This window comes from Micromonospora sp. DT43, assembly GCF_049841645.1.
Taxonomy (GTDB): Bacteria; Actinomycetota; Actinomycetes; order Mycobacteriales; family Micromonosporaceae; genus Micromonospora.
This window is the reverse complement of sequence record NZ_JBNCKR010000001.1, coordinates 483,891-502,109: the sequence shown is the minus strand read 5'-3', so window position 1 is coordinate 502,109 and position 18,219 is coordinate 483,891. Positions and strand designations below refer to the sequence as shown.

15 protein-coding genes are annotated in these 18,219 nt (G+C 72.9%); 7 read left to right on the top strand and 8 right to left on the bottom strand.

Translation table 11 applies throughout. From position 1 onward, the window contains the following. The first annotated feature begins 201 nt into the window (after positions 1 to 201). On the top strand, positions 202 to 894 hold the full coding sequence (locus ACLQ26_RS02345; RefSeq protein WP_007463121.1) for a Crp/Fnr family transcriptional regulator: 693 nt from the start codon (positions 202 to 204) through the stop codon (positions 892 to 894). A 125-nt stretch (positions 895 to 1,019) separates the two neighbouring features. Here the strand turns inward: ACLQ26_RS02345 and ACLQ26_RS02340 are convergent, their stop codons facing one another. Continuing rightward, positions 1,020 to 1,217 carry a hypothetical protein gene (locus ACLQ26_RS02340; protein WP_425742880.1) on the bottom strand — a complete coding sequence of 66 codons (198 nt, stop codon included), beginning with the start codon at positions 1,215 to 1,217 and terminating at the stop codon, positions 1,020 to 1,022. A 178-nt stretch (positions 1,218 to 1,395) separates the two neighbouring features. On the opposite strand from ACLQ26_RS02340, the gene ACLQ26_RS02335 reads away from it, so the two are divergent. Continuing rightward, a complete protein-coding gene (locus ACLQ26_RS02335; protein WP_425743131.1) occupies positions 1,396 to 4,908 on the top strand; it encodes an adenylate/guanylate cyclase domain-containing protein in 3,513 nt (1,170 codons plus the stop codon). Between the two features lie 6 nt (positions 4,909 to 4,914). On the opposite strand, the gene ACLQ26_RS02330 is transcribed toward ACLQ26_RS02335, so the two are convergent. Continuing rightward, positions 4,915 to 5,592, bottom strand: coding sequence for a lysophospholipid acyltransferase family protein (locus ACLQ26_RS02330; protein ID WP_425742879.1), 678 nt, complete (start codon positions 5,590 to 5,592; stop codon positions 4,915 to 4,917). 369 nt (positions 5,593 to 5,961) lie between these two features. Between ACLQ26_RS02330 and ACLQ26_RS02325 the strand changes: the two genes are divergently transcribed. Beyond that, positions 5,962 to 6,822, top strand: coding sequence for a DUF308 domain-containing protein (locus tag ACLQ26_RS02325; protein ID WP_425742878.1), 861 nt, complete (start codon positions 5,962 to 5,964; stop codon positions 6,820 to 6,822). Between the two features lie 168 nt (positions 6,823 to 6,990). Further along, a complete protein-coding gene (locus ACLQ26_RS02320; RefSeq protein WP_425742877.1) occupies positions 6,991 to 8,472 on the top strand; it encodes an alpha,alpha-trehalose-phosphate synthase (UDP-forming) in 1,482 nt (493 codons plus the stop codon). 13 nt (positions 8,473 to 8,485) lie between these two features. Here the strand turns inward: ACLQ26_RS02320 and ACLQ26_RS02315 are convergent, their stop codons facing one another. The 6 genes from ACLQ26_RS02315 to ACLQ26_RS02290 form a co-directional block, all read right to left on the bottom strand. Next, the gene (locus ACLQ26_RS02315; protein ID WP_425742876.1) at positions 8,486 to 9,298 is read right to left on the bottom strand and encodes an alpha/beta hydrolase; all 813 of its coding nucleotides are present in this window, start codon (positions 9,296 to 9,298) and stop codon (positions 8,486 to 8,488) included. Beyond that, on the bottom strand, positions 9,295 to 10,701 hold the full coding sequence (locus tag ACLQ26_RS02310; RefSeq protein ID WP_425742875.1) for a flavin-containing monooxygenase: 1,407 nt from the start codon (positions 10,699 to 10,701) through the stop codon (positions 9,295 to 9,297). The genes ACLQ26_RS02315 and ACLQ26_RS02310 overlap by 4 nt, the downstream gene beginning before the upstream one ends. Before the next feature lie 111 nt (positions 10,702 to 10,812). Continuing rightward, positions 10,813 to 11,517 carry an endonuclease/exonuclease/phosphatase family protein gene (locus tag ACLQ26_RS02305; RefSeq protein WP_425742874.1) on the bottom strand — a complete coding sequence of 235 codons (705 nt, stop codon included), beginning with the start codon at positions 11,515 to 11,517 and terminating at the stop codon, positions 10,813 to 10,815. Between the two features lie 11 nt (positions 11,518 to 11,528). Further along, positions 11,529 to 12,476 (bottom strand): ROK family glucokinase, encoded by a 948-nt coding sequence (locus ACLQ26_RS02300; protein WP_358102431.1) that lies wholly within the window; start codon positions 12,474 to 12,476, stop codon positions 11,529 to 11,531. A 76-nt stretch (positions 12,477 to 12,552) separates the two neighbouring features. After that, entirely contained in the window at positions 12,553 to 13,245 is a 693-nt protein-coding gene (locus ACLQ26_RS02295; RefSeq protein ID WP_425742873.1) for a hypothetical protein, read from the bottom strand. Positions 13,246 to 13,276: 31 nt separating this feature from the next. Then, positions 13,277 to 13,732 (bottom strand): SRPBCC family protein, encoded by a 456-nt coding sequence (locus ACLQ26_RS02290; RefSeq protein ID WP_344355558.1) that lies wholly within the window; start codon positions 13,730 to 13,732, stop codon positions 13,277 to 13,279. 122 nt (positions 13,733 to 13,854) lie between these two features. Here ACLQ26_RS02290 and ACLQ26_RS02285 point away from each other — a divergent pair, with 122 nt between their 5' ends. From ACLQ26_RS02285 to ACLQ26_RS02275, 3 genes are all read left to right on the top strand, one after another. After that, positions 13,855 to 15,669 carry an AMP-dependent synthetase/ligase gene (locus tag ACLQ26_RS02285; protein ID WP_425742872.1) on the top strand — a complete coding sequence of 605 codons (1,815 nt, stop codon included), beginning with the start codon at positions 13,855 to 13,857 and terminating at the stop codon, positions 15,667 to 15,669. 77 nt (positions 15,670 to 15,746) lie between these two features. Beyond that, positions 15,747 to 17,375, top strand: a complete 1,629-nt coding sequence (locus tag ACLQ26_RS02280) for a GAF domain-containing sensor histidine kinase (RefSeq protein WP_425743130.1) — start codon at positions 15,747 to 15,749, stop codon at positions 17,373 to 17,375. A 7-nt stretch (positions 17,376 to 17,382) separates the two neighbouring features. Continuing rightward, a complete protein-coding gene (locus ACLQ26_RS02275; protein WP_007072219.1) occupies positions 17,383 to 18,051 on the top strand; it encodes a response regulator transcription factor in 669 nt (222 codons plus the stop codon). The last annotated feature ends 168 nt before the right edge of the window (positions 18,052 to 18,219 follow it).

Here is an 18,219-nt window from a genome sequence, read left to right as displayed (position 1 = left end):
ACCAAGGGCCCGTGCAGGGGGTACGCCGCAGCTCGCGACGGTCACGGAAGTGCTTCGAGGGGTGTACAGCAAGCGACCGGACCGTCATGATCTGATGTGTACCGCTACCGGACGCCGAATCGGTGTCAGTTCACCTTGTCAGGGCCATCAGGTTCACCCGGTGAGCGATTGTGTGGTCCATGACCGGGGAGGGGTTGGGCCGTGGAGATGCGCCTGCCGGAGCCGGGTGACGCGCTCACGGGTGTCGAGATGTTCGCCGGGCTGGAGCCCGAGGTGCGCCAGCGTGTCATCGCGGCCGCCGTCCCCCGGACGTACCGCAAGGGGCAGTTGCTCTTCGTGGAGAACGACCCGGGCGAGTCGCTGATCGTGCTGCGCCGCGGCGCGGTCGCGGTCTTCCGCACCGCGCCGACAGGCGAGCGGGCTGTCCTGTCGGTAATCCGTCCGCCGGACGTGCTCGGCGAGGTCTCCCTGCTCGACGCCTCCACCCGGTCCGCCTCGGCCGAGGCCATCGAGGACTGCGCGGCGCTGGCCCTGTCCCGGGGCGCGTTCATGGAGTTGGTGCACTCCAACCCGCGCATCCTGGACGCGGTGATGCGCTCGCTGGGCGGGCTGATCCGCCGGCTCACCGAGCAGAACGCCGACCACGTCTTCCTCGACCTGCCCGGCCGGGTCGCCAAGACGCTGGTCCGGCTGGCCGGCGAGAGCCAGGCCCCGATGATCACGATCGAGCTCAACCAGAGCCAGCTCGCCGAGATGGCCGGCGGTTCCCGCCAGAGCGTCAACCAGGCCATCGGCTCCTTCGCCAGCCGCGGCTGGCTGCGGACCGAGGGCCGCCGGATCGTGGTCACCGACGTGGCGGCGCTGCGCCGCCGCGCCGGCATGAACGACCGCTGAGCCGCCGACGCGGTTCCGGCGCGAACGACCGCAGAGCCGCGCGACGCCGCGGCACACCCTGGACGTGACTCGGCCGGGTCGCCAGTGGGCGGCCCGGCCGGGTCGTCGCGTCACCGACGCGTGGTTCAGGCTCCGGAGCTGCCCGGGCCGGCCCACTTGTCCGGGCCCTTGCCCTCGCCACCCGGGCCGTGGGACTGCTCGCTGACGATGCCCTCGGCCTGGAGCGTGGCGAGCGTGGCGGCGTCGACGTCCACCGATTCGCCCGCGGAGTGACTGACCCCCTGGCCGTCGGTCCAGTCGCTCTCCAACTTGACGTACACCATTGACCTCTCCCCCTCTGGTCGCTGATCGAATATGTGGCGGACTGAATGTAGTCCGCCAGACCCTTGGTGGACTGTCCACAAGCCAACAGGCCGGTTACCTGACAGCGGCCCCAGCGGTGATACTCCCTGTGAGGGGGCGACGGGGGGCGTCGGCCCGGTTCGCCATGGAGGGTGTGTCATCGCCGCGCAGTGTGGGCGCTGTGGACGCACGGCCGCCGACGGCGACCGCTTCTGCGGTGGCTGCGGTGCCGAGCTGGGTGCCGTCTGCCCGCACTGCCTTCGCCCGCTCGCCTCGGACGTCACGTTCTGCACCTCGTGCGGGTCAGCCCGGCCGGGCACGGACCGGGCGACCGCGGCCACCCCGCAGGAGGACCGCCGCCGGGTGAGCGTGCTCTTCGTCGACCTCATCGACTTCACCCCGTACGTCGAGCGGGCCGACCCGGAGCAGGTCCGCGGTATGCAGACAGGCTTCTTCTCGGCGGCCCGCCGGGTGGTCGGCCAGTACGGCGGGGTGGTCGAGAAGTACATCGGCGACGCGGTGATGGCACTGTTCGGGGCGCCGATCGCCACCGAGACCGACGCGCTGCGCTGTGTCCGGGCCGGGCTGGAGCTGCAGCGGGTGCTCACCCGGTTCGCGCCTACCGGCAGCACGGAGATGCGGTTCCGGGTGGGAGTGGCCACCGGAGAGGCCCTCGTCGACGTGGCTGCGGCCCGTGACGGCGGGCAGGCGATCGTGGCCGGCGACGTGGTGAACACAGCCTCCCGGATGCAGTCGATCGCGCCTCCGGGCGGGGTGCTGGTGTGCGGCACCACGCACGCGCTGACCAGGGACACGATCCGCTACGAGGAGCAGCCCCCGGTCACCCTGCGCGGCCGGTCGTCGCCGACCGAGGTGTGGCTGGCGCTGTCGCCGCTGCGGCGCCTGCCCACCGACCGCGAGCCGGACACCACGCCGCTTGTCGACCGGGAACACGAGCTGGGCATGCTTGTCAACGCCCTGCACCGGTCGCTGCGCGACCGGCTGCCGCAGGTGGTGACGATCTTCGGTCGGGCCGGCATCGGTAAGAGCCGGCTGCTGCGCGAGCTCTACCGGCACACGGGCCGGCTGGTTGACGAGCCGCTGACGTGGCGGACGGGGCGCTGCCCGCCGTTCGGGGAGAACGTCACGTTCGCCGCGCTTGCCGACATCGTCAAGACCGAGGCCGGCATCCTGGACACCGACCCGGCCTCCAGCGCGGCACAGCGGTTGGCCGGCGCGGTGAGCGAGCTGATCGGCCCGGGCGAGCGGGACCGGGTGGTGGACGCCCTGCGCCCGCTGGTCGGGCTGCCCGGCACGCCGCTGCCGGCGGAGGAGGCCGAGTCGGCGTGGCGGCGGTTCCTGCTGGCGTTGGCCGCCCGCCGCCCCACCGTGCTGGTCTTCGAGGACCTGCACTGGGCCGACGACGCGATGCTGCGCTTCGTGGAGCTGCTCGGGGCGGCGGCCCGCGAAGCGCCGCTGCTGCTGCTCTGCACCGCCCGTCCGGAGCTTGTCGACAGGGATCCGAGCTGGGCGGGGACCATCACCGGCTCGGTGACCATCACCCTGCCGCCCCTGCGTGACACGGGCATCGCCGCCCTGTACGCGCACCTGTTCGGCCAGGCGGCGTTCTCCGCCGACATGCTGACCCCGCTCATCGAGGTGGCCGGCGGCAACCCGCTCTACGCGCACGAGTACGTCCGGATGCTCATCGAACAGGGCGCGTTGCGCCAGTCCGGGCGGGGCTGGTCGCTGGACAAGCAACTCGAACTGACCATGCCGGAGAGCGTGCACGCGGTGATCGCCAACCGGGTGGACCTGCTGGACGCCAAGGACCGCTCGGTGCTGCTGGCGGCCTCGGTGGTCGGGGTGCAGTTCTGGCCGGGTGCGGTGGCCGCCGCGCTGGGGCAGCCGGTCGAGTCGGTCGAACGCGCGCTGCGCCGGCTGGAGCAGCGCGACTTCGTGCACGAGCAGGCCGCGTCGACGATGGCCGGGCAGGCGGAGTTCCGGTTCCGACACGTGCTGGTGCGCGACGTCTGCTACCAGCGGCTGCCACGCACCGAGCGGGTGGCGCGGCACGAGCGGGCGGCGGACTGGCTCGACGCGCTGTCGCAGAGCCGCGACACCGACCTGGCGGAGGTTCTCGCCCACCACCGCTGGGCGGCACACGAGATCGCCCGTTCGCTGGGCATGCCGGTCCGCCGGTACGCGGGGCCGGCGCGGCAGGCGCTGCACCGGGCGGCCCGCCGGGCGTACGCCCTGCACGGGCTGGACGCGGCGGCGAGCCACGCGGGTCGGGCGCTGGGCCTGGCCGACGACAGCGACCCGGTGGGCCGGCTGCAACTGGAGCTGCTCAGCACGGAAATCTCGTTCTACCGCGACGGCAACGCGTTCCTCTCCGGGGGTGGGCCGGAGCAGGTGCACGCTCTGGCGGACCGGCTGTCGGCGCACGGCGACGACGCGTGCGCCGCACGGGCGTGGACGCTGCTCGGCCAGGCCGCCTGGCTACGCGCCGACCGGGGCGACGGGCTGGCCTGCCTGGATCGCGCGGTCCAGTTGTTCGAGTCGTTGCCGGACAGCCCGCAGAAGGCCGACGCGTACGCCGAGCTGGGCCGCCTGCACATGCTCAACTACGAGCGCGACCCGGCCGTGTCGGCGGCGGACACGGCGGCGGAGATCGCGGAGCGGCTGGGCCTGACCGAGACGCGCACAAACGCGCGGATCACCGCTGCCACCGCCCGCTACCAGGCCGGTGACCGGGTCGGCCTGGACGAGCTGCACGCGATAGTCGAGTTCGCCCGCGCCGGTCAACTGCTCGCGCTGCCCCGGGCCACCCAGAACCTGGCCTGGGCCATCCGCGAGGAGGGCGACTGGCTGCGCTCGAACGCCCTGCTCTCGGCCGCGCCGGCGCGTACGGCAAGCGGCCAGACGCTCACCACCAGCTATTCGGCCGAGGCGATGCGGGCCTGGTTCGAGGGTGACTTCGGCCGGCTGCTCGCCGCGGCGGAGGCGTTCGTGGACACGCCGACCGGCAGTTGGGACATGCAGGTACGGGGGTTGCGCTGCTGCCTGCTGGTGCTACGCGACGACGAGGATCCGACCGACCTGATCGACGCGCTGACCACCGCGCGGCGCAGCGACTTCCACCGGCTGCGCTGGACGATGCTGAGCATGGCGGCGCTGTGTCGGGCGCTGCAGGGCCGCGACACCGAGGCGGCGGCGTTGATCGACGAGCTGGATCGGTCGTGGTCGTCGGTGCCGGCGCTGGCCAGTGGGGAGTGGATCGCCGCCGCCTCGTACGCCGCCGCCCTGGCCGGGCGGGACACCTCCGTGCGGGTTCGGGCGATGCTCGACCGGGTCGGGCATCGGACACCGTGGTCGGAGGCCGCGCTGCGGACGGTGACGGCGGCGGTGGCGGCCGCCGACGGCGACCACCGGCGGGCGGCCGAGCTGCACCTGGCGGCCGCCGAGACGTACGGGCGGATCCCGGACGTCAGCGACCGGGTGCTGGCGCTGGCCCTCGCGGCGGCGGAGCTGACCCGCGCTGGCGACCCGGTGGGCGCCCGGCTGCCGCGGGCCGAGGTCCGCACCTTCGCGCTGCGTAACGACGCCCCGGGCCTGCTGGCGCTGGCCGGCCGGCCGATCAGCCCGACCGGGCCGGCCGTGGCCTGCTGAGACGACTCAGGCGGGCACCGGCTTGAGCTTCTGCGCGTAGATGTCGACGTACTCGCGGCCGGAGAGCTCCATCAGCTCGTACATGATCTCGTCGGTGACCGCGCGCTCGACGAACCGGTCGCCGGCCAGCCCGGCGTAGCGGGAGAAGTCCAGCGGGGCGCCGAAGCGGATCCGCACCCGGTCGATCCGCGGGATGAGCGTGCCGGGCGGCTGGATCTCGTCGGCGTTGAGCATGGCCACGGGGACCACCACCGCGCCGCTCTCCAGCGCGAGCCGGGCGACGCCGGTCTTGCCCCGGTAGAGCCGCCCGTCCGGGGAGCGGGTGCCCTCGGGGTAGATGCCCGCCACTCCCCCGGCGCGCAGCACCCGCAGTTGGGTGTCCAGGGCGGCGCGGGCGGCCTGGCCGCCGGAGCGGTCCACCGGGATGGTGCCGGTGCCGACGAAGAACATCTTCGTCAACCAGCCCTTGATGCCCTTGCCGGTGAAGTACTCGGCCTTGGCCACGAAGGTGACCCTCCGCGAGATGATCAACGGGGTGAAGATCGAGTCGGAGAAGGAGAGGTGGTTGCTGGCCAGGATCACCGGCCCGGTCGCCGGCACGTGGTGCAGACCCTCGACCTGCGGGCGGAAGATCAGCTTGAGCAGCGGACCGAGGAGAACGTACTTCAACAGCCAGTAGAGCACCGGCGTCCTTTCCCGTGGTGTGCCCGCGACGGCACCATGCCGGGAGCGCCGTCGTCGCGACGAGCCTACGAAGCCCGCGCGCACACCACAACGGACGTTGATGCCTCTCAGCTTTCCGATCGTCGATGGCTCCGCAGCGCGGCGTGGGAGTGTCGAACCGACCGGTAGCCAACGATCACCGAGATCGCACGTGTCGCGCAAGAACGGACAAAGAGCCACCCCCACGACCTGCGGCAGCGCCCCTGACTTTGGAAGACGCGACACAACGCACTCCCGGAACCGGCCTCCGACGTGTCACGATTCAGAGCACGGCGTGCGTACGGGCGCCGAGGGGGCCGCGCCGCAGGGCGCGTTGAGGAGGATTGCCGGGTGTCAGCGGGTGGGGCCCGCCGGGGACGGCGGGACAACGGGCTCGACGCGAACGAGTACGCCATCGTGGGCGACGTCGATCCGCGCGTCGGTGAGCACCTGCTCGACGTGCTTGCCGCCGGCGGGATCGCCGCTTACCTGCAGCCCTCCGCCGACCTCAACCCGGTCACCCGCACCACCACGGTTCCGGCCCGTCCGGTCGACCGGCTCTACGTCGACCGCTCGCACCTGACCACCGCCCGCGACTACCTCACGCAGCTCGCCGACGAGAGCGCCCCGGAGCAGCCGCCGGCCCGCGACGAGCCGGACATCGACGCCGAGTGGGCCCGGATCGTGGCCGGCTTCCACACCACCTCGACCACCGACGAGCGCCCGTGGCCGGCCGCGGAGGACGTGGACGAGCACGACGACCGGGACACCCGGGACGAGTCGACTGCCGGTCCGCTCGCCCGCTCCGGCGCCGACGAGCCCGGGCCGACCGCCACCGACGTCCGTCGGCTGCCGTCGGCGACCGACTTCTCCGGGATCTCGGTCGGCCGGAGCACCCGGGGCGACGAGCCCTCGCTGCTGGACGGTCTGGACACCTTCGGCGCCGACCTGCCCGACGACGACGAGGACGAGGGTTACCACCCGCCACCCCCGCCACCGCTGCCCCGGATCTCCAAGTACGCGGTCGTCGGCGCGCTCGCGGTGGTCGTCGGGTTCGTGCTCTTCCTCTTCCCGTCGCTACTCCCGGTGGACCGCTCGGCGGTCACCCTGTTCGGGTTCACAGGCATCCTGGCCGGCTTCGTCACGCTGATCTGGCGGCTGCGTCCGGGCGACGAGAACGACGACGACCCGGACAACGGCGCCGTCGTCTGACGCCCGCGCCCGTGGACCGCATCGCGGGACGACGACGCCCCCGCCCGGGGCGTAACAATGGTGTAACTTACTGTCAGTAGGAATACCGCTGTACGTCACTTCCCCCGCTGACTGACCGGTTTTTCCTTGCTCGTGGCGGTCAGTCCTCTGCTGATCGGAATGCCCGAGATGCGACAGAGTTCCCTCGTGGTGGTGGCCAACCGCCTCCCCATCGACGACAGCCAGGCGCCCGACGGAGCCTGCGAGTGGCGCCGCAGCCCGGGTGGGCTGGTCAGCGCGCTGCACCCCCTGCTCCGGCACACCCCGGCGATCTGGGTCGGCTGGGCCGGCGGCACCGGTTCGGCGCCCGCCCTGCCGGACGTGGACGGCGTCCACATGCACACCGTCGCCCTCAGCCAGGAGGATCTGCGCGACCACTACGAGGGCTTCGCCAACGCCACCCTCTGGCCGCTCTACCACGACGCCGTCGAGCAACCCGAGCACCACCGCCGCTGGTGGGAGGCTTACCAGCGGGTCAACAAGCGCTTCGCCGAGGCGACCGCCGAGGTGGCCGAGCCGGGTGGCGTCGTCTGGGTGCAGGATTACCACCTGCAACTGGTCCCCGGGCTACTGCGCGCGCTGCGCCCCGACCTGCGCATCGGCTTCTTCCTGCACGTGCCGTTCCCACCGCCGGAGCTGTTCATGCAGTTGCCCCGCCGCACCGAACTGCTGCGCGGCATGCTCGGCGCCGACCTGGTCGGCTTCCAGCGCGCCCAGGCAGCGCACAACTTCGCCCAACTGGTCACCCGCGTGCTGGAGCTGCCGGCCACCGACCGCCGGATCGGGATCGACGACCGGGTGGTCCGCATCGGGGCCTTCCCGGTCTCCATCGACACCGCCGAGATGGCCGCCCTCGCCGCCCGCCCCGACGTGGCCGCGCGGGCCCGCCGTCTCCGCCAGGATCTCGGCGATCCCCGTCAGGTCATCCTCAGCGTGGACCGGATGGACTACACCAAGGGCATCGAGCAGCGCCTCAAGGCGTACAGCGAGCTGCTCGCCAGCGGCGACGTCAAGGTCCGCGACACGGTGCTCGTGCAGGTCGCCATGCCGAGCCGGGAACGCGTCGGGCAGTACCAGATCCTGCGCGAACGTATCGAGCGCGAGGTGGGCCGGATCAACGGCGAGTTCGGCCGGGTCGGTGAGCCCGCCATCCACTACCTCACCCAGCCCTTCGACCGGGCCGAGCTGGCCGCGCTCTACCGGGTGGCCGACGTGATGGCGGTGACCCCGCTGCGCGACGGCATGAACCTGGTCGCCAAGGAGTACGTCGCCGCCCGGGTGGACGACACCGGCGCGCTGCTGCTCAGCGAGTTCGCCGGCACGGCAGCCGAGCTGTCCCAGGCGTACCTGGTGAACCCCCACGACCTGGAAGGGCTCAAGCAGGCGCTGCGGACGGCGCTGCGGGCCAGCCCCGCCGACGTCACCGCACGCATGCGGGCCATGCGCGCCCACCTGCACCAGCACGACATCCGGGCCTGGGCACGCTCCTACCTGAGCGCCCTGGACGAGAGCGGCGCCATGGTCAGCCGCCTCACCAGCACCGACGGCGCCGCCGTGGTGCCGCGCCCGGCGACCCGGGTCACCACTGCCACGCAACACACCGGCGGCTGACCGGCCCGCCCACTCAACGCGCCGCAGGCTCCTTCTCCAGCCAGTCGAGGATCGCGTCGATCGGCTCGGCCCAGCGCGCGTCGAGCATCAGGTCGTGCCCCATGCCGGGAAAGAGCAGCGGCGCCGACCCGTAGCGGCGGGCGATCCGCGTCAACGTCGACGCCGGCACGACCCGGTCGTCCGGGCTGCCCAGCACCAGGACCGGCGGCGCGCCCACTGCCGGCTCGGCCTCCGGCTCGCCCAGCAGCGCCCACTGCGCCCGCCGACCGGCCCGGCCCAGCCGCGCCACGTGCCGCCGGGCCTCCTCGTCGGGCAGCTCGCGGCTGAACAGCTGCGCGCGGCTGAGCCGCAGCGGCCCGCCGAACACCGCAGGCAGCGTCCCGGCCGGGTTGCGGCGCAGCGCCGTGGACAACATGCCCCAGCCACCGAAGACCGGCGCGACAAGCACCGCGCCGCGCGCCGGGTAGCGCGCCAGCGCGTGCGCCACCACGAGCGCCCCGGCGCCGTGCCCCACCAGCACCGCCTGGCGCGGCAGGCCCGCCGCCACCTGGACCACATCATGGGCGTACGCGCGCAGCGTCGCCTCCGGCGCAGGCTCGCTGCCGCCGTGCCCCCGCAGGCTCAGCGCGTACGCCGGGAAGCCCCGCGACGCGGCGTGGCCCAACCAGTGCTCGGCGAACGCCCACGCGCCGTGGCCGAACCCGGGCACGAAGAGCAGCGGAGGCCGCCCCTCCTCCACCTCGGGAATGGCACTGAGCACCTCACGTCGCGCCGGCCGGACCGGCCGGGACCACTCCCGCCCCCGCATGATCCGCAGCTCGGTCATTTGGCCTCCAGGTCGTGCAGGGCGCGCTGGACGGCGCGCAGGTAGTCGGCGTGCCCGACCTCGAACCAGTGTCGGCTGCTGTCCTTGACCTGCCCGGAGTAGCGCTCCCCGGCCCGGTCGCGCACCCGCTGCGCGAAGGCCGCGGCCCGCTCGGGCCGGTCCCGACGGGCCTGCAACAGCCGGGCGAAGAGCACCGTCTGCCAGTGCGCCAGGGTGAAGATCCCGGAGTCCGGCTGCACCAGGCCGGCGACCGCCAGCGTGGGGTGCCCCGGCGTGAAGGCGTTGAGCCAGAGCGTGGGCCGACCCGTGCCGGCGCTGTCACTGAAGACCGAGGCGTCGAGGAACTCGAACCGCGGCAGGTAACCGGTGGCGAAGATGACCAGGTCGGGGTCGATCTCGCGGCCGTCGGCCAACTCCACGGCGTACGGGCGGAAGCGGGCCAGGTCCGGTACCGGGCCGATCCCGCCGTGGCCCACGTAGTAGACGAGCTGGCTGTTGGCGATCGGGTGCGTCTCGTACACCCGGTGGTCGGGTTTGGGCAGGCCGAAGCGGGTCAGGTCGCCGACGGTCAGGCGCAGCGTCCAGTGGTAGAGCCACTGGCGGACCCGCAGCGGCACCCGCATCGCCAGCAGGGCGTCGTTGACCTGGTCGGCCGGGCGCCCGAGGACGTACTTCGGGGCGTACCAGTAGCCGCGTCGGGTGGAGTGCCAGCAGCGCGACGCCTGCTGGGCGGCCTCGACGGCGATGTCACAGCCGGTGTTGCCGGCGCCCACGACCAGCACCCGCTTGCCGCGCAACTGCGCCGGGTCCTTGTAGGACGACGCGTGCATGATCTCGCCGCGGAACTCCTCCAACCCCTCGTAGCGGGGCAGTTTCGGCGACCAGTTGTGCCCGTTGGCGATGACCACGGCGGCGTACCGGGAGGTGCGCTCGGGCCCGTAGCCGCCTGTGGAACGGGTGGTGACGTCCCAGCGGTCCCCCTCGGCGGGCTCCACCCGGATCACCTCCGTGCCGAACCAGACGTGCGACCGCAGGTCGAAGTGGTCGGCGTACCGCTCGAAGTACGCCAGGAGCTGGCTGTGGTGCGGATAGTCCGGCCACGAGTCCGGCATCGGGAAGTCGGGGAACTGGGTGAACGGCTTCGACGAGATCAGGTGGGTGCTGGCGTACACCGGGCTGCGGTCGTGTCGCCAGTTCCAGGCGCCGCCGACGCCTGTCTCCCGTTCGTAGCAGTCCACCCCGAACCCGTGCTCACGCAGATTCTTGATGGCCGTCAGGCCGCTGGCCCCGGCCCCGATGACGCAGACCGTGTCGCCCCGGTCGGAGAGCGGACGGCCGTCGCGGCTCTGCGCGGACGGGGTCGCATCCGGGTCGGGCCGGCCGTGGTCGGTGGAGGTGGACACCGGGACATCTCCTTTGTGCGGCACGGGTGCCGGTCGCCGCGAAATCCTCTCCACATCGGAGCCGGATGTCCAGCCCCGGCGCGGACCGGTCGGCGGGTCCGACCGGTGGGGTCAGACCGCGGTGGGCAGCAGCAGGTCGACGAGGATCGGGAAGTGGTCACTGGCCCGGCGGGTCTGCGGGGTGTCCACCACGTCGTAGTCGACCACGCTGATCCGAGGATCGACGAACAGCGCGTCGATGCGTCGGCGCGGGTCGGCGCACGAGTAGGTGAGCCGTTCCGCCCGGTCGGCGGCGATCGCCGTGTCGGTCAGGTCACGCGCCACAGTGGCCCAGGCCGGCCCGTCCGGGCCCTCGTTCAGGTCGGCCCCGGCCACCACCGGACTGCTCGCCGCGGCCAGCCCGCGCCGGAACTCGGCGGCCTGCGCGGGCCGCTCGGCCGGGTCGGTGGACAGGTGCGAGCCGGCGAGGGTGAACCGGGCGTCGCCGACCCGGCAATCGGCGTACGCGGCGCCGCGCAGGTGTCGACCCGGTGTCAGCGGGAAGCGCTGACAACGGGTGCCGCGCACCTGCACGCGCAGGCTGGTCAGCAGAAGGTTGCCCAGCGCGGGCAGACCGCCGGCGGCCACCACCAGGCCGAAGGACTCGGCCAGGGTGACTGACTTCTGCCGCCACCGGAACCGGCGGGGCCCCTCCTGCACGATCACCACGTCCGGCCTCGCGGCCCGGACCACCGCCGCCAGCGCGGCGGTGTCGTCGCGCTGGCTGTGGATGTTGTACGACACCACGCGCAGCGGTACGCCGGCAGCCTCGCCCATCGCCTGCCGCCTCAGATCCGGCGGGCCAGGTCGGCCGCGCCGATCACGCCTGCGCTGTTGCCCAACTCGGCGGGGAGCACCTCGGCCACCGGCAGGCGACCCCGCTGGGCGAGCGCGTCGAGGTACGAGCGGCGCGTCGGGCCGAGCAGCAGGTCACCGGCGTCGATCACGCCGCCGCCGACGACAAGGGTCTGCGGGTCGAGGATTTGCGCCATGTCGGCGAGGCTGGTGCCCAGCCACCGGCCGATCTGCGCGAACGCCTCGGCGGAGACCGGGTCGCCGCCCTGCGCGGCGGCGGTCACCATGTGCCCGGTGATCGCCTCGGCCTCGCCACCGGCCAGGTCCAGCAGAGCGGTGGCTCGCTGCGGTTCCTGCCGGGCGCCGGCGCGGGCGAAACGGACCAGGGCGCTGCCGCTGGCGTACTGCTCGATGCAGCCCAGCCGCCCGCAGCCGCACTGGTGCCCGTCCGGCACGGCAAGCATGTGACCCAGCTCCGCGGCGACGCCGTGCGCGCCGCGCATCAGCTCACCGCCGAGCACGATGCCGCCGCCGACGCCGGTGCCGATGGTGAACATGATCATGGAGTCGTCGGCGTCGCGGGCCGCGCCGTAGCGGAACTCGGCCCACGCGGCCACGTTGGCGTCGTTCTCCACGATCACCGGCAGGCCCACGGCGGCGCTCACGTACTCGCGCAGCGGCTCGTCACGCCAGGCCAGGTTCGGAGCGAAGAGCACTGTCGAACGGGTGGCGTCGATCCAGCCGGCCGCGCCGATCCCGACGGCCTCGATCGTCCGCCCGGCAGCAAGCTCGCCGACCAGTTCGATGATGACGTCGCGGGTCTTACCGACGTCATCGGCGGGAGTGTCCCGTCGGCTCTGCACGAGAACCGTGCCGGTGTCGTCCACGACACCGCCGGCCACCTTCGTGCCACCGACGTCGACTCCGATGGTCAGCGTCACCGCTGCCGCTCCCCTCTGCTGTGCTGTCCGGCCCGCGCGCCGATGGCACGCCGGTCCGGATCGCGATGTCCCGCGCTCAGGCGCCGCCGCCCGGCGCGTTCGCGCCGGTGTCGTCGGACGCCCGCGACGTGGGCACCGCGGGTCGGCTGGTCGGTGCCGGTGCGGCCACCGACCCGGCGTCGTCGACGGGTGCTGCGGTGGCCGGGGCGGGTGGGTCCGCCGACCGGGTGGCGACCGACCAGACATCCCGCTCCGGTGCCGGCTGAGAATCATGCCCGGTGCGGGTGGCATCGCGCCACACGTGCGCGTCGGCGGCTTCGGAGGACCGCTCGGTCGGTATCGAGGTCGGTGCCTCGTCGTCGCTGCTCGCGGCGGGTGCCGGCCACGTCGGCGCGGACGACTCCGATGCGCTCGTCGGGCGCGGCTCCGGCGGTGTGAACGCGCGGAGCAGGCTGGCCACGCCTGCCGCGAGGTCTCCGGCGCCGGTGGCGAGCCGTTCGGCGAATTCCGGACTCGGATCGCGTAACGCGGCGATGCCACGACAGACCGGGCAGACACAGCATTCCGGCGAACCGGTGGCGAAACCACCACCGCCGTGGGCGCCGCCGCCCGGAGCGGCACTGTGACCGAGGACACCGGTCAGCAGCCCGCCCAACGGGCCGAACGCGCCGCCCGCCGACCCGCCGGAGGCCAGTCGCGCCCCCGCGAGCAGGGTGGCCACCAGACGCTCCGCCTCTTCCCGGGCCGAGCCCGGATCCGTTCCGCCCACAGTCGGCTCCTCTACCCTGCCGCCGGACGCGTCACTGCGCCGCACCGGGTGCTTCTACCCGGCGCTTGAGCTGCTTCAACGCGGTGTCCATGATCATCTTCTCGGCCTTGCGCCGAAACATGCCGAGCATCCCCACCGACAGCTCGACCTCCAGCGTGTACGTCACAGTGGTGCTCCCGTCCGGGTTCGCCACGAGGTCGTACGAGCCGCGCTGACTCTTCTGCATCTTGGAGGGGGCGAGCAGGTGCCACTCGACGCGGGACAGGTCCTCGGCGTACTCGTAGGCGAGCACGTACTCGTCGGCCATCACCCCGGCGTCGATGACGAAACGCACCTGGCTCGCGTAGCCGTCCTCGTACTCCTCGATCACCTCGGCGTGGCGCACCGCCTCGGTCCACTCCGGGTAACTCGGGAAGTCACAGATGACCGCCGCCACCCGGTCCGGTGACGCGCCGATGATGATCGACTGGGTGGAGGAGTCCGCCATGGGGGGAGGCTACCCGGCGGGTACCGCCCGCACGCCGCGCCGCCCCCGCCGGGTAGGTTTCGACAAAGCCGACAGCCGTGGATGGGCAGTGGCCCGGCCAGTGCGAGCACGAAGGAGTGCAGGTGCGCGAGTTCTCCGTTCCGCCGATCGTCACCGTTGGCGACGCGGCCAACCTCACCGATCCGGTCTGGGACAACGCCGAGGCCGCACCGGACACCGTCCAGTTCGCCCGCGCCACCCGCGCCGCCGACGGCAGCGGCACGACCTGGGCCGAGGTGACCTGCCTGCAGTTCCGCGACGAGGTGGCGGCGGTGGCCCGGGGCCTGATCGCCGCCGGCGTCTCCCCCGGCACCCGGGTCGCGCTGATGAGCCGGACCCGCTACGAGTGGACGCTGCTCGACTACGCCATCTGGACGGTCGGAGCGGTCACCGTGCCGATCTACGAGACCTCCAGCGCCGAGCAGGCGGCCTGGATCCTGGCCGACTCCGGCGCGGTCGCCGCCGTGGTGGAGACCGACGCGCACGCCGACCTGGTGGCCGGCGTCCGCGACCGCCTGCCCGAGCTGAGCCACCTCTGGCAGATCGAGCGGGGCGGGGTCGACGAGCTGGTCACCGCCGGCGCCGCCGTCGAGCTGGCCGAGGTCGAGCAGCGCCGCAAGGCCGTCCGGGCCGGCGACCTGGCCACGATCATCTACACCAGCGGCACCACCGGCCGCCCCAAGGGTTGCGTGCTCACCCACCGCAACATGTACGCCGACATCGCCAACGCGGTGCCGGTGCTGCCGAACCTGTTCAACGCCGGCGCGACCACCCTGCTCTTCCTGCCGCTGGCGCACGCGTTCGCCCGGCTCATCCAGATCGGCGTGGTGCAGGCCCGGGCCACCCTGGCGCACTGCGCCGACACCAAGAACCTCGTCGGTGAGCTGCAGGAGTTCCGCCCCACCTTCGTGCTCTCCGTACCCCGGGTGTTCGAGAAGGTCTACAACGCGGCCAAGCAGAAGGCCGAAGCCGACGGCAAGGCCGGCGTCTTCGCCCGAGCCGAGCAGGTCGCCATCTCGTACAGCGAGGCTCTGGAGACCACACGCGGGCCCGGCCTCGCGCTGCGCGCCCAGCACGCGGTCTTCGACAGGCTCGTCTACCGCAAGCTGCGCGCCGCGCTCGGCGGCCGGTGCCGCGACGCCATCTCCGGCGGTGCGCCGCTGGGCGCCCGGCTCGGTCACTTCTTCCGCGGCGTCGGCGTGACGGTCCTGGAGGGGTACGGGCTGACCGAGACCTCGCCGGCCGCGGCCGCGAACCTGCCCACCGGCACCCGGATCGGCACCGTCGGGCGGCCACTGCCCGGCGTGACCGTCCGGATCGAGGACGACGGCGAGATCCTGATCTCCGGCGACCTGGTCTTCCAGGGCTACTGGCACAACGAGGCGGCGACCACCGAGGCGCTCAGCGCCGACGGCTGGTTCCGCACCGGCGACCTGGGCCAGCTCGACGCCGACGGCTACCTGAGCATCACCGGCCGCAAGAAGGAGCTGATCGTGACCGCGGGCGGCAAGAACGTCGCCCCGGCGGTGCTGGAGGACCATGTCCGCGCCCACCCGCTGGTCAGCCAGTGCGTCGTCGTCGGGGACGCGAAGCCGTTCATCGCCGCGCTCGTCACCATCGACGAGGAGGCGTTGCCGACGTTCCTCGCCGGCGCCGGTCTGCCTCCGGACACCCCGCTGGAGAAGCTGCGCGAGCACGAGGGCCTGCGCGCCGAGGTCCAGTCCGCGATCGACGCCGCGAACCAGGTCGTGTCGAAGGCCGAGGCGATCAAGGTGTTCCGGATCCTGCCGCGCGACTTCACCGAGGCCACCGGTGAGCTGACCCCGTCGCTGAAGGTCAAGCGACAGGTCGTCCACAAGACGTACGCGGCGGAAATCGCCGACATCTACCGGGGCTGACTACCATCCGTCACGTGCCCGCATCCGCATCCGCCACACCACACCCGCATCCCCTCGCCGCGGCCGCCCGCCTGGTGATGCTGGCGCTGGTCGCGATCCTGACCCTGTTCGCCACCCGCGACGTCACCCAGCTGTTGTGGATCGCGCTGCTGGCGGTCGCCGGAGCGCCGTCCCTGCTCGCCCCGCAGCACCGGCTGATCGGGCCGCTGAGCCGGGTGGCCGAGGTGGTGGTGCTGGGGCTGGCCGCGAGCCAGGTCGCCGCCGTCGCGTCGATCGGGGGCACCGTCGACGGGCTCGGCGCCTCCGCGGTGCTGCCCTACCTGGCGGTGCCGGTGACCGTCACCGCCCTGCGCCGCCGCTTCCGCGAGGGCGCGGCGCTGCTCGCGGTGACCGCCGGCACGCTGCTGGTGAGCGGCGGGTTGACCGAGGTCGACGGTGGGCGTCAGCTCGGCCAGGTGGGTTACCTCGCGGTCTGCGCGCAGTGGCTGATCCTCGCCGCGCTCGGGCTCTACGCCGCCGGCACCCTGCACCGGGTGATGGCCGTACGCGGGGAGGGCAAACCCCAGCCGTACGCCGAGGCGACCCGGCTGCTTACCCAGCTACGGACGGTGGCCCGGCAACTGCCCGGGGCGACCCTGGACCCGGGCGGCATCTCCGAGCACCTCCTGGAGGAGTTGCGCACGGTGGCCCGGGCGGACCGGGGCGCGGTGCTGTCGGCAAGCGGCGGGGGCCGACTCGTGGTGCTCGCCCAGGCCGGGGTGGACCGGGTGGACTGGGAGACGACCCTGGACGCGGACTCGGCGATCGCCGACGCCTGGGCCAGCCAGCAGGCCACGACGGCCGCCCGCTCGCAGTCGCGCTCACATCGGGGCGGGGACGTGTCGGCGCTTATCGTCCCGCTGGTCGCCGGGGTGCGCACGGTGGGGCTGGTGGTGCTGGAGGCGGACGTCGCGCAGGCGTACCCGCCACCGGTGGTGTCCCGGGTGACCGGGCTGACCCGGCCGGCGGCGTTGCGGCTGGAGGCGGCGCTGCTGTTCGACGAGGTGCGCTCGCTGGCCACCAACGAGGAGCGGCAGCGGCTGGCCCGGGAGATCCACGACGGGGTGGCGCAGGAACTGGTGATGGTCGGCTACGGCATCGACAACGCCATGGCCACCGTCTTCGACGACGCCGACGAGACCGCCGAGGCCCTGCGTACGCTGCGCGGTGAGGTGACCCGGGTGATCCAGGAGCTGCGGCTGAGCCTCTTCGAGCTGCGCAGCGAGGTGGACCGGCAGGGCGGGCTGGCCGCGGCGATCGCCGAGTACGCCCGGACCGTGGGCGCCTCGGGCGGGCTGCGGGTGCACCTGTCGCTTGACGAGTCCACCGCGCGCCTGCCGGCGGCCACCGAGGCCGAGTTGCTGCGCATCGCGCAGGAGGCCGTGACGAACGCCCGCAAGCACGCCGGAGCCTCGAATCTCTGGGTCACGTGTGAGGTGGACCCCCCGTACGCCCAAATTGAAGTGTCGGATGACGGTCAGGGGATGGCTGACCAGCGCCCCGACGGACGGTACGGTCTTGCGATCATGGCCGAGAGGGCGGAACGTATCCGGGGCCGGTTGGAGATCAGGCCGCGGCAACCCAGCGGCACGACCGTGGCGGTGGTTCTCGGCACCTCGTCCCGGCGCGACAACGTGCGCGACAGCGCAGCACCAGAAGGGGAGTAACCCGAGGATGACCACAAGTCCGACACCGGCCACCCGCACCAAGGTCCTCCTTGTCGACGATCATGACCTGATTCGCAAGGGCCTGCGGCACGCCTTCGAGCGCGACCGCCAGTTCGAGGTCGTCGGCGAGGCCGCGACCGCGGCTGAGGGGGTACGCCAGGCCGGCGCCCTGCAGCCGGACGTGGTGATCATGGATCTGCGGCTGCCCGACGGCAGCGGCCTGGAGGCCACCCGCGCGCTGCGCAAGTCCAGCGCGTCGATGGGCATCGTGGTGCTGACCATGTACGCGGGCGACGACCAGCTCTTCGGTGCCCTGGAGGCCGGCGCGAGCGCCTTCGTGCCGAAGACCGCCCCGGCCGACGAGGTGGTGGCCGCCGCGCGGCACGCCGCCTCCTCGCCGAGCGCGTTCACCGCCGCCGACCTGGCCGAGGCGATGAAGCGTCGACTCGCCCCGTCCGGCCCGCAGCTCTCCCCGCGGGAGGGGCAGGTGCTGCGGCTGCTCGCCGACGGGATGAGCGTGGCGGGCATCGCGAAGCAGCTGTTCGTGAGCGAGTCGACCGCCAAGACGCACATCTCGAAGCTCTACGAGAAGCTCGGCGCCGCCAACCGGGCACAGGCGCTGATGACCGCGCTGCGGCTCGGGCTGCTCGAGGCGCCGGACGCCCCGAAGTTCTGATCCGCGCCCGCTCGTCGAGCGGGACACCGCGACCGAAGGTCCGCGCCGGCTCCCCCCGGCGCGGACCTTCGTGTATCGACCGACGTCGGCGGGAATTCGGCGGCAGGCTATGGTCTGGCGGGTACGTCGGGGGCAGAATACCCGCGCGGGCGACGACGCCCGCGTCGC